Here is a 15,332-nt window from a genome sequence, read left to right as displayed (position 1 = left end):
AACTGGCGGGTAACTTCCGCGCCACCCCTGCGCGCATGTGATCTGCACCGCCGACAGATGAGCGCGAACGGCTCCCGGCGGCGGGCGGTGATCTGCCGGCCGTACGCCCCCGTGGAGTACGGCCGGCAGAAGATGCGGCGTGCGCGGTCCCGTCAGAGCAGGGTCAGCTGGGTGTCCCCCGGCTCGGCGGTCGGGCGGGACGCCGGTGCCGCGGCGGGCGGCTGCCGCTCCCTCCCCTGCTCCTGTCCCGGTTCCTGCGCCCGCCCCGGCCCCCGGTCCTTCCCCGGGTCCTGCCGGAAGCCGCTGCGGCGGGCCGGGCCGCAGCCGAACTCGGCCGCGAATTCGTGCACCTGGCGGGTGATGCGGCGCTGATACCACGTCGGCGCGTACGACCCGGCCCCGTACAGCGCCTCGTAGCGCCGCACGAGATGCGGGTGGTTGCGGGCCAGCCACGCCATGTACCACTCCCGGGCGCCGGGGCGCAGGTGCAGCACCAGCGGGGTGATCGACCCGGCGCCGGCCGCCGCGATGGCCCGGACCGTCTCCCGCAACTGCTCGGGCGAGTCGCTCAGAAAGGGCAGCACCGGCGCCATCAGCACCGAGGACGGTATGCCGTTCTCGCTGAAGGTGCGGCAGACCGCGAGGCGCGTCTGGGGGGAAGGCGTGCCCGGTTCCACGCTGCGCCACAGCTCGCCGTCGAGGAAGCCGACGGACAGCGCGACGGACACCTCGGTGACGCGCGCGGCCTGCCGCACCAGTTCGAGGTCGCGCAGGATCAGCGAGCCCTTGGTGAGGATCGAGAACGGGTTGGCCCGGTCCCGCAGCGCCGCCAGGATGCCGGGCATCAGCTGATAGCGGCCCTCCGCCCGCTGGTAGCAGTCGACGTTGGTGCCCATCGCAATGTGCTCGCCCTGCCAGCGGGGAGCGGCCAGTTCGCGGCGCAGCAGCTCCGCGGCATTGGTCTTCACCACGATCTGGGTGTCGAAGTCGTGCCCGGTGTCCAGGTCCAGATAGCTGTGCGTTTTGCGCGCGAAGCAGTAGACGCAGGCGTGGCTGCACCCGCGGTAGGGGTTGACCGTCCACTCGAAGGGCATCCGCGACGCACCCGGCACCCGGTTCAGGATCGACCGGGCCCGCACCTCGTGGAAGGTGATGCCGCGGAATTCGGGGGTGTCGAAGCGGCGGGTCACCGCGTCGGTGCCGAAGAGCGCGGCCGTGGCGTCGTCCCGGCCCAGCTGGTCCCAGCGCATCGCGCCCTCCTCCGGTCGTCGGGTGTGCTGTCACGGTCCACAATAGAACACAGATTCGAAAAGCGGGTGTGGTTGGCTTGGGCGGCGCGTGAACGACGTGCACGGACACCGACCGAGGAGAATTCATGGCGCTGGTCGAGGCCACCACCGAGCGGATCGTCGCGGCGGAGCCGGAGCGGGTGTACGACGCCCTCGCCGACTACGCCGGCACCCGCGCCCGGCTGCTCCCTGAGCAGTACAGCGAGTACGAGGTGCGCGAGGGTGGCACCGGCGCGGGCACCGTCGTGCATTGGAAGCTGCAGGCCACCAGCAAGCGGGTGCGGGACTGCCTGCTCGACGTCACCGCCCCGGCCGCGCGGCAGCTGGTCGAGACCGACCGCAATTCCACGCTCGTCACCACCTGGACGGTCAGCCCTTCGGGTGCGGGCGCCAGCAAGGTCGTCGCCGCCACCCGCTGGCAGGGCGCCACCGGCGTCGGCGGCTTCTTCGAGCGCACTTTCGCCCCCAAGGGCCTCAACCGCATCTACGACGAGATCCTGGCGGCGCTCGCCGCCGAGGTCGAGGGCGGTGCGCCCACCGCGTAGCACCCGGCACCGTCACCCGGTTGGTTTCATGATCTTTCACTGAAAAGGGTGGTTTTGCCTACTTCCTGAGAATCGCCGCGCCACTGCTTCGTTGTCGCCTCATGCGGGAGACGGTGGCGCAACAGGTGTGACGAGGGGAGTGAAGGGTGGCTGGCAGCACGCTGACCGACCGGACGGCGGCACTGACCGAGGACGGAGGCGACGGAGGCGGGCGCGGCGGTGGAGCCGGCGCGGGTGTCGCCCAGGCCGGGGGCACGGCGAAGGCCGGGGCGGCCGGGCCCCCGGCCGACGCCGGCACGCCCGGCGGCGCACCCGGTCTGACCCCCCGCCGGGTCCGGCTGGTCTTCCTCGGCCTGATGCTGGCGCTGCTGCTGGCCGCCCTCGACCAGATGATCGTGGCCACCGCCCTGCCGAAGATCGTCGGCGAGCTGCACGGCCTCGACCAGATGTCCTGGGTCGTCACCGCGTATCTGCTGGCCTCCACCATCGGCCTGCCCATCTACGGCAAGCTCGGCGACCTCTTCGGCCGCAAGGGTGTCTTCCAGTTCGCGATCCTGACCTTTGTCGCGGGCTCCGCGCTGGCCGCCTGGTCGCGCTCCATGAACGAGCTGATCGCCTTCCGCGCGGTCCAGGGCATCGGCGGCGGCGGGCTGATGATCGGCGTCCAGGCGATCATGGCCGACATCGTCCCGCCCCGCGAGCGCGGCCGCTACATGGGCATGATCGGCGCCGCCTTCGGCCTCGCCTCGGTCGCGGGACCACTGCTGGGCGGCTTCTTCACCGACCACGCCTCCTGGCGCTGGTGCTTCGCCGTCAACATCCCCTTCGGCGTGGTCACCCTGATCGTCATCACGCTGGTGCTGAAGCTCCCCAAGCCCACCGCCCGCCCCCGGCTCGACGTGCTCGGCGCCCTCCTGCTGGCCACCGGCTCCACCTGCCTGGTGCTGATCACCACCTGGGGCGGCTCGACCTACGACTGGCAGTCGAAGCAGATCCTCGGCCTCGCCGCCGGCGCGGTCGGCTGCGCCCTGCTCTTCCTGCTGGTCGAGCGCTTCGCCCCGGAGCCGGTCATCCCGCTGCGGCTCTTCCGCGACGGGGTCTTCAACGTCACCGCGGTGATCGGCTGCGTCGTCGGCATCGCCCTCTTCGGCGCGGCCAGCTACCTGCCGACCTTCCTGCAGATGGTCGACGGCGCCAGCGCCACCGGCTCCGGGCTGCTGATGCTGCCGATGATGCTCGGCGTCGTGGTGGCGTCCATCGTCGGCGGCCAGCTCATCAGCCGCACCGGGCGGTACAAGATCTTCCCCATCCTCGGCGGCGCCCTGTCCGCGGCCGGCATGTGGATGCTGTCGCTGATGGATGCCGACACCCCGCAGCTCACCTACAGCGTCTACATGGCCGTGCTGGGCCTCGGTATCGGCCTGGTGCTGCCCGTCCTGGTGCTCGCCGTGCAGAATTCGGTGAGCCCCGCCGACATCGGGTCCGCCACCAGCGCCAACAACTACTTCCGGCAGATCGGCGGATCGGTCGGCGCCGCCGTCTTCGGCACGCTCTTCGCCGACCGGCTCGGCAAGCGGCTGGCCGTCGAACTGCCGCACGGCGCGCATCTGCCCGACCCGCAGTCGGTCACCCCGCAACTGGTCCGCACCCTGCCCGCGGCGGTGCGCGACGGCTATGTGCAGGCGTACGCCGACGCCATGCCGCGGATCTTCCTCTACCTGGTGCCGGTGCTCGTCCTCGGCTTCCTCTTCGCCTTCCTGCTCAAGGAGAAACCCTTGGTCACCCAGCACGGCCCCGCCGCCGCGAACGCCGCCACGACCGCGTACGACGCACCCGCGACGGACCATCTCGACGGCACCGCGGCCGACGCGCCGCTGCCCGGCGCCCGCCGGATGCCCACCCCGCCGCAGCACCGCGGCGTCGCCGTCTGCGGCACCGTCCAGCACTCCGACGGCAGCAGCGTCGGCCGGGCCGCGCTCACCCTGATCGACGGCACCGGGCGGCAGATCGGCCGCGGCGCCACCGGGGAGGACGGCCGCTACGCGCTGAGCACTCCGGGCGCCGGCAGCTACGTCCTGATCGCCGCGGCCGGCGGCCACCAGCCGCAGGCGGTCAGCGTCACCGTCGGCGACCACCCGGTCGACCTCGACGTCGTCCTGGGCGGCGCCGGCCGCCTCGCGGGGGCGGTGCGCACCGCCGACGGCACACCGGTGCGGGACGCCATCGTGACCCTCACCGACGTGCGCGGCGACGTCGTGGCCACCTCACGCAGCGGCCGCGAGGGCGCGTACGTCCTGGCGGAGCTGGTCGCCGGCGAATACACCCTGGCCGCCAGCGCCCCCGCCTACCGCCCCGCCGCCCTGCCCGTCACCGTCCAGGCCTCCCGGGAGACCCGCCAGGACGTCGAACTGGCCGGCGGCGCGGTCCTGCGCGGCACCGTCCGCGCCCCCGCCGGCCGCCTGGTCGAGGACGCCCGCGTCACCCTCCTGGACGCCGCGGGCAATGTCGTCGACTCCGTCACCACCGGCGCCGACGGCCACTTCCGCTTCGTCGACCTCGCGGCAGGCGAGTACACCGTCATCGCGGCGGGCTACCCGCCGGTGGCCACCGTCCTCCAGGTCGCCGGCGGCGGCCGCACCGAACGCGACCTGCAACTCGGCCACCCCGACTAGCCCCTCCGGGGGCCTCCGGGGGCCCTACGGGGTCTTGGGCTTGGCGCACTGCGTGCCCCGGATCGACGAGTAGGTACCGCCGATCCGGTACGTGCCGGCGGCCGGGGCGTTCAGCCGCGTCCACTCACCGTCCGGCGTCAGGCATCCGTGCCGGTTGTCGTCGGTGCCCTCAACGCCCAGCACCGGGGACCAGGGGATGCGCAGCAGCACGGAGCCGGCGGCCGGCATGGAGACGGTCAGCTCGGCCGGGCCGGCCTCCTGGACGGTGGCCGGCGGGTCGGCCAGCGGGTCGACGTCGCCGGAGACCTTGAAGACCTGCCAGTTCTCGTCGTGCCACACCGGGACCAGCCAGTCCGGCGCGGAGCGCACGACCTTAGCCTCGGCCACGGCCGCGCCGTCCGGCTCGTCGGACGGCAGCACCACGTAGTAGACGCTCCAGTGCTCCAGCCACTCCCGGTAGCTCTCGGCGGTCAGCGTGCCGTCGTAGAAGAGCGGGTTGCGCTCGACGTCGGCCTGCCGGTTCCAGCCGCGGGCCAGGTTCACGTAGGGCGACAGGCCGGACGCCTCCCAGTGCGAGCGCAGCGGCACGACCTCGACGCGGCCCTTGTCCGCGTGCACCTTCTGCAGCTCGGCGATCAGCGGCGGTGCGTGCCGGACGGTGGAGCTGACCGCGGAGGTGTTGACCTGGTCCACGATCGGCTTGGTGATCTGCCACCCCGCCACCCCGGCGAAGGCCAGCCACAGGACCAGCAGGCGCCGCCCGGTCCAGTGGCTGCCGCGGGCCACGAGCAGCAGGACGGTGCCGCCGAAGAGCAGCGCGAGGCGTTCCACGTTGCTGCCGATGGGGGAGGGGATCACCCAGGTCAGCGCGACACCGGCGGCGTAGACCCAGGACCCGGCGCGCAGCTCGCGCCAGGACCTCGGCACCACCAGGGCGGTCACCACCGCGATGGCGAAGGGGATGATCGCGAAATACCAGTTGAAGGGCTGTACCCCGTAGAAGGGGAAGAGCAGCGAGGTCGCGCCGACCACGAGCGGCGGCGTCACGGCCAGCACGTAGCAGTCGGCCCTGCGGCCGGTCAGGAACAGCGCGGCGGCGACCACCAGCATGAAGAGCCCCGCGACGGGGCTGCACATGGTGGCCAGCGCGGTCATCACCACCGCCGTGGCCAGCCGCGGCGAGCGGCCGCGCAGGTTCGCGGCGCCAGGGAAGAGCGCGAGGGCGGCGACCATCGCGAAGAGCATGCCGAGCGCGAAGGTGACCCGGCCGGACACAACGTCACACCAAAGGGCGAACGTCGTCCACAGCGCCGGCACCATCGGACGGCGGATACCGCCCCGCATGAGTAGTGCAGCGCCGACCGTCGCCGACAGTGTGCCGGCGATCACCGCGGTGGTCCGCACACCCAGCGCGGCCATGATGTACGGCGACAGGATGCTGTACGACGCGGGGTGCATCCCGCCGTACCAGGACAGGTTGTACGAGGCCGAGGGATGGGCCCGTATGAAGTCCGTCCAGGCGTACTGCGCGGCCATGTCGCCGGAGTCCTTGGCCAGGAAGAACGCCCACAGCACGTGCAGCACGAAGGCGACCGCGGTCGCGACGACGACCGGGTGGCGCAGATTCACCGGGCGAAGCAGTGCCCTCTGCTTCCTGGGCTCGGAAACACGCGCAGGCTGCCAGGTCGTCACAGAGCCTCTTCCGGTGGCGGGGCGATGCGGATGGCCCGGCCGGCTGACACCCGGCGGGCATCGAACCCCCACCCGCGAGCGGCTCGGATCAGAGTTCGAACACAGAGTTTGGACGCTAGCACGGCTCGCGCGGTTGCTCGCGCCCGGGCGTGCGCCCGGATTTCCGCTTTGCCTCCCCCGGAACCCGGCCCGGCCGTACCGTGGTAACGGCACCGCAGACCCTGCGCCGGACGGGTGTTCCCACCCGCCGGAACGGGGTCCTCGGCTGCCCGTGGAAGGAGCCCAACGAACCATGGACCGCCGCAATCCCGCAGGGCTTTCCGGCCGGATCCCGCTCGCGGTGATCGTCGTGGACGCCGCGGGCCTGGTGTCGCACTGGAGTACGGGGGCGCGCAAGCTGTTCGGGCGTTCCCGCCAGGAGGCCGTCGGCCGCCCCGCTGTCGATCTGCTCCCGGTGGTCGGCGCCCTGGAGGGCACGGCAGGGCCGGACGCCGGCGGCGCCCCCGCGGCGGCCGGAGCGGCCTATCCGTCCGAGGAGGACTACGGGCGGGGCCTTGAGGCGTCGCTGGCGGGCGCTGCCGCGTATCCCACCGCGGGCCGTGCCCGGCTCTTCGAGCCGCCGCGGGACCCGTCCGCGGGCGGGCGTGAGGACGGCGGCGGGCGTGAGGACAGCGGCGACGGCGTACCGGACGTCCTGGACGTCCTGTGGTGGGCCTACCCGCTGGTCGGCCCGGGCCCCGAGCGGCTGCTCGTGCTGGCCGCCGACGCGGCGCGGCTGCGGCCCGGCGGAGCGGAGGCCCCGGCAGACGCCTTCGAGCGGATCGCCCCCGGCTTCGCCCTGCACACCGAATTCGCCGGCGCCGACGGTCTCGCCAAGCGGCTCCCGGAGATCCTGCCCAGCATGAATCCGCTGGACAGTGCGCGGATCGTGGCGCAGGTGCTCGACCTGGGCTATCCGGTGCTGGAGATCAGCCAGCACGACCGGGTGCCCGTCACCCCCGACTGGGGCGTGCCACGCAGGGCCGAGCGGCAGGCCAGGCGGCGGGCCGCCGAGCAGGCCGCGGCGCTCGACCCGGAGTCGGTGCCGGCGGGGGAACTGGCGCCCGACCTGGAATACGCCGCGGTGCGCGAGCATCTCGAATTCCTCAACGAGGTCAGCGGCCGGATCGGCACCTCGCTGGACCTGGCCCGCACCATCGAGGAGGTCAGCGCGGCCGTCGTGCCGCGCTTCACCGACGTCGCCGGCACCTACCTGCGCGAGCAGGTGCTCGCCGGCGAGGGCTTCCCCGACGGCCCGCCCGACGTCACCACCATGTGGTATCGCGTCGCCCTCGAGCACACCGACGAGCCGGGGCGCTGGGACGACGTCGTGCCGGTCGGCGAGTCGATGCCCTTTCCCGCCCGGACCCCGTTCTTCCAGTGCATGACCACCGGCGAGCCGGTCATGGTGCCGCGCATCAGCGAGGATATGGGCCATGCGATCGCCGCGCAGTTTCCCAAGCGCGACATCAGCCCGCTGATCACCGACCGCTCGATGCTGGTCGTGCCGCTGAAGGCGCGCAATGTGGTGCTGGGCTTCATGATCCTGCTGCGGCACCGCGAGCGCCCGGACTTCAACGACATGGACCGCGTCACCGGCTCCGAACTGGCCGCCCGCGCCGGGCTGGTTCTCGACAACGCGCGGATGTACACGTACCAGGAGAATGTCGCCGACACCCTCCAGGACAGCATGCTGCCGCACATCGCGCCGCGGATGCCCGGCTGCGACGTGGCGACGCGCTATCTGCCGGGCACCCGGCTCGGCAGGGTCGGCGGCGACTGGTTCGACAGCATCAAACTGCCCGGTTCGCGCCTCGCCCTGGTCGTCGGCGACGTCATGGGCCACGGTTTGAACTCGGCCGCCATGATGGGGCAGTTCCGCACCGCTGTGCAGACCATGGCGCAGCTCGGCCTGCCGCCCGCCCAGTTGCTGCGGAATCTGGACGACCTGGCGCAGCGGCTCGGCGAGCAGTATCTGGCCACCTGCCTCTACGCCGTCTACGACCCGGTCGAGTCCGAGGTGCTGATCGCCAACGCCGGGCACATCCCGCCGGTCCTGGTCCGCGCAGCCGACGGCCACAGCGAACTGCTCGACGTGCCGACCGGGGCGCCGCTGGGCGTCGGCGGGGTGCCCTTCGAGACGGTCAGGATCCCGGTCTCGCCCGGCGACCGGCTGGTGCTGTGCACCGACGGCCTGGTCGAGGTCCGCGGCCAGGACATCGGCGCAGGACTCGCCGCACTGTGCGAGAGCGCCGCGCACCCGGCCGCGTCCATGGACGACGCCTGCGACACGATCATCCGCGCCCTCAACCCGCGCGGCGGCCGCAAGGACGACGTGGCCTTGCTGATGGCCCGCCTCAACGGCATCCCGCGTGAGGACGTCGCCGCCTGGGAGCTGGCCGCCGACCCCGCCGAAGTGGCCAGGGCCAGGTCCCTGGTCCGCGAGACGCTGCGGGAGTGGGAGCTGGCGGACGTCGCCGAGACGGCGGAGCTGCTGGTCGGCGAGGTCGTCACCAACGCCGTACGGCACGCGCACGACCGGCCGGTCGGACTGCGCCTGGTGCGCGCCGACGCACTGCTGGTGGAGGTGTCCGACGACGACCACGGGGTGCCGGTGCTGCTCAGCGCCGGCCCCGAGGACGAAGGCGGCCGCGGCATGCGGATCGTCAGCCGGCTGGCTCGCGAGTGGGGCACCAGCCGGTCGGCGCAGGGCAAGACCGTGTGGTTCGAGCAGGCCCTGCCGGTGCGCCGCAAACGCTGACACCGGCCCCTTCCGGCCGGCCCCGGCGGGCCGCCGGCCTTTCCGTACGATCACGACGTGGGGAGTGGTGAGTACGTGTGAACGTCTCCAGCGGGTACGCACATGCGTGGGAGAGCTTCTGGGAGGACGCTCCGTACGAGCCGGGAGGCGTCCTGTGGGACGCGGAAGCGGCACTGACGGCGCAACGGCACCTGGCCTTCTTCGAGGAGTATTTCGACCCCGGGCTGCCGCTGGTGGACCTGGGCTGCGGCAACGGCACCCAGACCCGCTTCCTGGCCGGCCGCTACCCGTCCGTCGTCGGGGTCGACCTGTCCCACGCGGCCATAGCGCGTGCCAGGAGGGACGACCCGCACGGCCTCGCCGGCTACCAGCAGCTCGACGCCGTCGACACTGACGCGGTCCGGGCGCTGCACGCGGAATTGGGCGACGCCAACGTCTACATGCGCGGCGTGCTGCACCAGTGCGAGACCGCCGACCGCAGCCGCCTCGTCGACGGCATCGCCACCCTCATCGGGCAGCGCGGCAGGGCCTTCGCCGTGGAATTGTCCGAGGCCGCCAAGGGCGTGCTCATGGGCCTGGCCCAGGGCCCCACCGGGCCGCCGCCGAAGCTCGGCGCGGTCTTCGCGCACGGCATCGCGCCCGGCGAGGTCCACGACGCCGCGGTGCCCGGCTACTTCACCTCGGCGGGACTCGACGTGCTGACCGCGGGCGAGGAGCCGCTGCTGACCACCGAGTTCCGCCCCGACGGGGCACGTATAGAGATCCCGTCCCGATGGCTGGTGGCGGGACTGGCGGCATGATCCGCACCGGCCGCGTAAGGTGATTCCGCATGCGGAAGATCCTCATCTCGGCCGACATGGAGGGCGCCACCGGCGTGACCTGGCCGGCCGACGTCCTGCCCGGCACCGAGCAGTGGCAGCGCTGCCGCCACATGTTCACCTCCGACGTCAACGCCGCCGTCGCGGGCTTCCTGGACGGCGGCGCCGACCAGGTGCTCATCAACGAGGCGCACTGGACGATGCGCAACCTGCTGCTCGAGCAGCTGGACGAGCGCGCCCAGCTGCTCACCGGGCGGCACAAGGAACTGTCCATGGTCGAGGGCGTCCAGCACGGTGACGTCGACGGCGTCGCCTTCGTCGGCTACCACACCGGCGCCGGCACAGAGGGCGTCCTGGCGCACACCTACCTCGCCAACTCCATCACCGGCGTGTGGGTCAACGGCGAACCCGCGAGCGAGGGCCGGCTCAACGCCCTGGTGGTCGCCGAATACGGCGTCCCTGTCGTCCTGGTGACCGGTGACGACCGCACCGGCGTCGACGCGCGGAGCTACGCGCCGCGGGCCCGTACGGTCGCCGTGAAGGACTATGTGTCCCGCTACGCCGCCGTCTGCCGGCCGCCGGCCAGGACCGCCGCCGACATCCGGGCAGCGGCCCAGCAGGCCGCCGAGCTGGCTGTACGGCACGAGCCCGTACAGGCCGGGCCCTTCACCGTGGAGCTGGAGTTCGACGCCTGGCACCTGGTCGGCGCCGCCACCGTCGTCCCCGGGGTGGAGCAGACCGGCGAGCGGCGGGTGGCGTATACCCTGCCGACGATGTACGCGGCCCTGCGCGCTTTCAAGGCCGTGACCACACTCGTTTCCCAGGCGGTGGAGGAGCAGTATGGCTGAGCGGTCCATGACGTCGACCCGCGGGACCGGCGCACCGGTGGTCGACGACCAGGCGCTGGACGAGGTGGTGCGCTTCACCTCCGACCTGATCAGGCTCGACACCACCAACCGCGGCGGCGGCGACGGCAATGAGCGGGCGGCGGCCGAATACGTCGCCGAGCGCCTCGCCGAGGCCGGCATCGAACCGGCCGTACTGGAGAAGGCGCCCGGGCGCAGCAACGTGGTGGCGAGGATTCCCGGCACCGACCCGTCGGCCGACGCGCTGCTGGTGCACGGGCACCTCGACGTGGTGCCGGCGCAGGCCGCCGACTGGACCGTGCACCCCTTCTCCGGCGAGATCCGCGACGGCGCCGTCTGGGGCCGCGGCGCCATTGACATGAAGAACACCGACGCGATGGTGCTGGCCTGCGTCCGCGCCTGGGCCCGCGCCGGCAGGCGCCCGCCGCGGGACATCGTGCTGGCTTTCACCGCCGACGAGGAGGACAGCGCCGCCTACGGCGCCGGCTACCTCGTCGCCGAGCACCCCGACCTCTTCGCCGACTGCACCGAGGGCATCAGCGAGTCCGGCGCGTACACCGTCCACGCCGACAACGGCCTGCGCCTCTACCCGGTCGCCGCCGGCGAGCGCGGCACCGCGTGGCTCGAACTGACCGCCGAGGGCAGGGCCGGCCACGGCTCCAAGATCAACCACGAGAACGCCGTCGTGCACCTGGCCGCTGCTGTCACCAGGATCGGCGAGCACCGCTGGCCGGTCCACCTCACCGCCACCGTCGAGGCGGCCCTCACCGAACTCGCCGCGCTCTACGGCGTCCCCGCCGACCTGGACGACGTCGACGCGCTGCTCGACCGGCTCGGCACCGCCGCGGCCTTCGTACGCCCCACCGTCCGCAACAGCGCCAACCCGACGATGCTGCAGGCCGGCTACAAGGTCAACGTCATCCCCGGCACCGCCACCGGATACGTCGACGGGCGCATCCTGCCCGGCGGCCAGGACGAATTCACCGCCACCATGGACCGGCTCACCGGGCCGCACGTGCACTGGGACTACCACCACCACGAGGTGCCGCTCGAAGCACCGGTCGACTCGGCGTCCTTCGCGGCGATGCGCGAGGCCCTCGAGCACTTCGACCCCGGTGCCCGCGTGGTGCCGTTCTGCATGTCGGGCGGCACCGACGCCAAGCAGTTCTCCCGGCTGGGCATCACCGGCTACGGCTTCTCGCCGCTGCGCCTGCCGCCGGGCTTCGACTACCAGGCGCTCTTCCACGGCGTGGACGAGCACGTCCCCGTCGACGCCCTGCACTTCGGCGTCCACGTACTGGACCGTTTCCTGCGTGGAGCCGCGGGGGAGGAGACCGCATGACCGCCACCACGCAGCAGGACACCGGCTACGGCAGCTGGACCTCGCCCGTCGACGCGGCCACCGCCGCCGCCCACGACGGCAGCCCCGACTGCATCGGCGTCGTCGGCGATGACCTCTGGTGGACCGCGCCCCGCCCCGCGGAGGGCGGCCGCCGCGCGCTGATCAGGCGCCGCCCCGACGGCACCGAGGAATGCCCGCTGCCCGAACCCTGGAACGTCCGCGACCGCGTCATGGAATACGGCGGCACCCCCTGGGGCGGCGCGCTCGTCGACGGCTCCCCGCTGATCGTCTTCGCCCACCACGCCGACCAGCGCCTCTACGCCTTCCGCCCGGACCGCCCGCAGGACCCGCCCTATCCGCTCACCCCGGTCTCCACCGTCGGCGGCGGGCTGCGCTGGGCCGAGCCGTCCGTGCGCACCGAGCGCGGCGAAGTGTGGGCCGTACTGGAGGAATTCACCGGCGAGGCGCCCGGCGACCTGCGCCGAATCCACGCCGCCGTCCCGCTCGACGGCAGCGCCGCCGAGGACCGCGCGGCCGTACGCGAACTGGCCCCCGCCGCCCATCGCTTCGTCACCGGCCTGCGCCTGTCACCCGACGCCGGGCAGGCCGTCTGGCTGGCCTGGGACCACCCCCGGATGCCCTGGGACGGCACGGAGGTGCGCTGCGCCGACGTCCGGTCCGACGGCACCCTCGGCCCGGCCCGCACCCTCATCGGGGGCCCCGAGGAATCCGTCGTCCAGGCCGAGTGGGCCGCCGACGGCACCCTGCTCGCCGCCACCGACCGCACCGGCTGGTGGAATCTGCACCGCGTCGACCCGGCGACCGGCGAAGCCGTCAACCTGTGCCCGCGCGAGGAGGAATTCGCCGGACCGCTGTGGAAGCTCGGCCAGCGCTGGTTCGCCCCCCTCGACCACGGCCTGATCGCCGTCCTGCACGGCGTCGGGGCCGCCAGGCTCGGCCTCCTCGACCCCGCCACCGGGCAGCTCACCGACGCCGCCGGCCACTGGACCGAGTGGAGCAGCACCCTCGCCGCCACCGGCAGCCGCGTCATCGGCCTCGCGGCGAGCGCCCACAGCTCGCCGGAGATCGTCGAACTCGACGCCGCCACCGGCCGCACCCGGGTCATCGGCAACCCGCACCACGACACCGTCGACCCGGCGTACATCCCCCGGGCCGAGGCACGCGTCTTCACCGGACCCGGCGGCCGCGACGTCCACGCCCACGTCTACGCCCCGCGCCACCCCGACCACACCGCCACCGGGCCCGCCCCGTACGTCATCTGGGCGCACGGCGGCCCCACCAGCCGCACCCCCATGGTCCTCGACCTGGAAATCGCCTACTTCACCTCCCGCGGCATCGGCGTCGCCGAGGTCAACTACGGCGGCTCCACCGGTTACGGCCGCGCCTACCGCAACCGGCTGCGCGAGCAATGGGGCATCGTCGACGTGGAGGACTGCGTCGCCGTCGCCGAGGGCCTGGCCGCCGAAGGCGCCGCCGACCCGCGGCGGCTCGCCATCCGCGGCGGCAGCGCGGGCGGCTGGACCACCGCCGCCGCCCTGACCACCACCTCGACCTTCGCCTGCGGCGCGATCAGCTACCCCATCCTCGACCTGGCCGGCTGGTCACCGGCCGGCGGCGAGACCCACGACTTTGAATCCTGGTACCTCGAATCCCTCATCGGCCCCCACACCGAGGTCCCCGAGCGCTACCACGACCGCTCCCCGGTCCACCACGCCGACCGCATCACCGCCCCCTTCCTCCTGATGCAGGGCCTCGACGACGTCATCTGCCCCCCTGCCCAGTGCGACCGCTTCCTCGCGGCCCTCGCCGGCCGCTCCGTTCCCCACGCCTACCTCGCCTTCCCCGGCGAAAGCCACGGCTTCCGCCGCCTGGACACCCTGGTGACCTGCCTGGAAGCCGAACTCTCCCTCTACGCCCAGGTCTTCGCCTTCACCCCGCCGGGCATCCCGGTGCTGGACCTGACGCCGTGAGGCGCGCCGAGCCGGGCGCCGGGCGCGTGCCTCGGGGCTCCTCCCGGGGGAGGGTGCCCGCGCGGGCGGGTGTGTCCGTCGGGGGCGCCGGGGTTGGGCGGGCGGGTGTGGCCACGCCTGGTCGCGTCGGTCCCGGCGCCGGGCGGGGCCGCGGGCGTGGCGTCGCGGGTGGGGGAGTGGCGCGAGCCGGTGTGGCCGTGCCTGGTCGGGTCGCTCCCGGCGCCGGACGTGGCGTCGCCCGTGGGGGAGTCGTGCGGGCCGGTGGGTTCGCGGCCGCGCGGGTCCGCCACCGTATCGACGGTGGCGGGGCCAGGTGACCGCGGCTGCCGTGTCCGCGCTGGTCAGGCCGCCGCGGCTGGTCGCGGGTGACCGGGTGGGTGTCGTCGCGCCCGCGGGACCGGTGCCGCCCGCGATGCTGGAGGCCGGGCTCGACGTCCTGCGGGACTGGGGGCTGAAACCGGTCGTCGCCCCGCACGCGCTGGACGCTCACCCGTCCGGCTATCTCGCGGGCGCCGACCGGGCCAGGGCCGACGACCTGCTGGACGCCTGGTGCGACCCGGCGCTGGCCGCCGTTCTCTGCGCCCGCGGCGGCTACGGCACGCAGCGCATGGTCGACCTGGTGGACTGGGACGCCATGCGGCGGGCCGCCCCGAAGGCCTTCGTCGGCTACAGCGACGTCACCGTGCTGCACGAGGCCTTCGCCACCCGCCTCGGCCTGGCCACCCTGCACGGCCCGATGCCCGGCACCCCGGCCTTCCTCGCCGACACCGCCGGCCGCGACCACCTGCGCCGCACCCTCTTCACACCCGAGGACGTCCAAGTGCTGCGCGCACCGGCCGCCCGCGCACTCGTGCCGGGCCGGGCGGCGGGCGTCACCCTGGGCGGCTGTCTCAGCCTGCTCGCCTCCGACATCGGTACGCCCACGGGCCGTCCCTCGGCCGCGGGCGGCATCCTGCTGCTGGAGGACACCGGCGAGGAGGCGTACCGCCTCGACCGCTTCCTCACCCAGCTGCTGCGCACCGGCTGGCTCGACGGGGTCGCCGGGATCGCGCTCGGCTCCTGGGAGGGCTGCGGCCCCGACGACGAGGTGCGCGCCCTGCTGCTCGACCGGCTCGGGCCCCTCGGCGTCCCGATCCTGGAGGATCTGGGCTTCGGGCACTGCCTGCCCGCCCTCACCGTGCCGCTCGGGGTGCCCGCCGTCCTCGACGCCGACGCCGGCACCCTCACCGCCGAACTGCCCGCGCTCGGCTGATTCTTACCGACCCCTGACAGGGCGGCGGCCCGCCCGCCGCACGGACCGCCGCGGCCGTACGGTCG

The 15,332-nt window shown here is 73.4% G+C and carries 10 protein-coding genes; 8 read left to right on the top strand and 2 right to left on the bottom strand.

What is annotated here, in order from left to right; all coding sequences use genetic code 11:
• Positions 1 to 152: 152 nt before the first annotated feature.
• The gene (locus BUE44_RS19170; RefSeq protein ID WP_073500070.1) at positions 153 to 1,250 is read right to left on the bottom strand and encodes an Rv2578c family radical SAM protein; all 1,098 of its coding nucleotides are present in this window, start codon (positions 1,248 to 1,250) and stop codon (positions 153 to 155) included.
• A gap of 125 nt (positions 1,251 to 1,375) precedes the next feature.
• Here BUE44_RS19170 and BUE44_RS19165 point away from each other — a divergent pair, with 125 nt between their 5' ends.
• Both BUE44_RS19165 and BUE44_RS19160 read left to right on the top strand, forming a co-directional pair.
• Positions 1,376 to 1,834 carry an SRPBCC family protein gene (locus tag BUE44_RS19165; RefSeq protein WP_073500068.1) on the top strand — a complete coding sequence of 153 codons (459 nt, stop codon included), beginning with the start codon at positions 1,376 to 1,378 and terminating at the stop codon, positions 1,832 to 1,834.
• 317 nt (positions 1,835 to 2,151) lie between these two features.
• Positions 2,152 to 4,506: an MFS transporter gene (locus BUE44_RS19160; protein WP_407640036.1), complete on the top strand. Its 2,355-nt coding sequence runs from the start codon at positions 2,152 to 2,154 to the stop codon at positions 4,504 to 4,506.
• 24 nt (positions 4,507 to 4,530) lie between these two features.
• Here BUE44_RS19160 and BUE44_RS19155 read toward each other — a convergent pair whose 3' ends face one another.
• Positions 4,531 to 6,135: an MFS transporter gene (locus tag BUE44_RS19155; protein ID WP_235002262.1), complete on the bottom strand. Its 1,605-nt coding sequence runs from the start codon at positions 6,133 to 6,135 to the stop codon at positions 4,531 to 4,533.
• Between the two features lie 355 nt (positions 6,136 to 6,490).
• Here BUE44_RS19155 and BUE44_RS19150 point away from each other — a divergent pair, with 355 nt between their 5' ends.
• The 6 genes from BUE44_RS19150 (at position 6,491) to BUE44_RS19125 (ending at position 15,267) form a co-directional block, all read left to right on the top strand.
• Positions 6,491 to 8,998: a SpoIIE family protein phosphatase gene (locus BUE44_RS19150; RefSeq protein ID WP_073500064.1), complete on the top strand. Its 2,508-nt coding sequence runs from the start codon at positions 6,491 to 6,493 to the stop codon at positions 8,996 to 8,998.
• A gap of 77 nt (positions 8,999 to 9,075) precedes the next feature.
• Positions 9,076 to 9,798, top strand: coding sequence for a class I SAM-dependent methyltransferase (locus BUE44_RS19145; protein WP_073500062.1), 723 nt, complete (start codon positions 9,076 to 9,078; stop codon positions 9,796 to 9,798).
• A 29-nt stretch (positions 9,799 to 9,827) separates the two neighbouring features.
• Positions 9,828 to 10,664, top strand: coding sequence for a M55 family metallopeptidase (locus BUE44_RS19140; protein ID WP_073500060.1), 837 nt, complete (start codon positions 9,828 to 9,830; stop codon positions 10,662 to 10,664).
• Positions 10,657 to 12,024 carry a M20/M25/M40 family metallo-hydrolase gene (locus tag BUE44_RS19135; RefSeq protein ID WP_073500058.1) on the top strand — a complete coding sequence of 456 codons (1,368 nt, stop codon included), beginning with the start codon at positions 10,657 to 10,659 and terminating at the stop codon, positions 12,022 to 12,024. The genes BUE44_RS19140 and BUE44_RS19135 overlap by 8 nt, the downstream gene beginning before the upstream one ends.
• Positions 12,021 to 14,015: a prolyl oligopeptidase family serine peptidase gene (locus BUE44_RS19130; protein WP_073500056.1), complete on the top strand. Its 1,995-nt coding sequence runs from the start codon at positions 12,021 to 12,023 to the stop codon at positions 14,013 to 14,015. Before BUE44_RS19135 ends, BUE44_RS19130 begins: the two co-directional genes overlap by 4 nt.
• Positions 14,016 to 14,328: 313 nt before the next feature.
• Positions 14,329 to 15,267: a S66 peptidase family protein gene (locus BUE44_RS19125; protein ID WP_073500054.1), complete on the top strand. Its 939-nt coding sequence runs from the start codon at positions 14,329 to 14,331 to the stop codon at positions 15,265 to 15,267.
• The last annotated feature ends 65 nt before the right edge of the window (positions 15,268 to 15,332 follow it).

Origin of the sequence: Actinacidiphila paucisporea, assembly GCF_900142575.1 — a bacterium.
Taxonomy (GTDB): domain Bacteria; phylum Actinomycetota; class Actinomycetes; order Streptomycetales; family Streptomycetaceae; genus Actinacidiphila; species Actinacidiphila paucisporea.
This window is presented reverse-complemented; position numbering and strand designations above follow the sequence as displayed.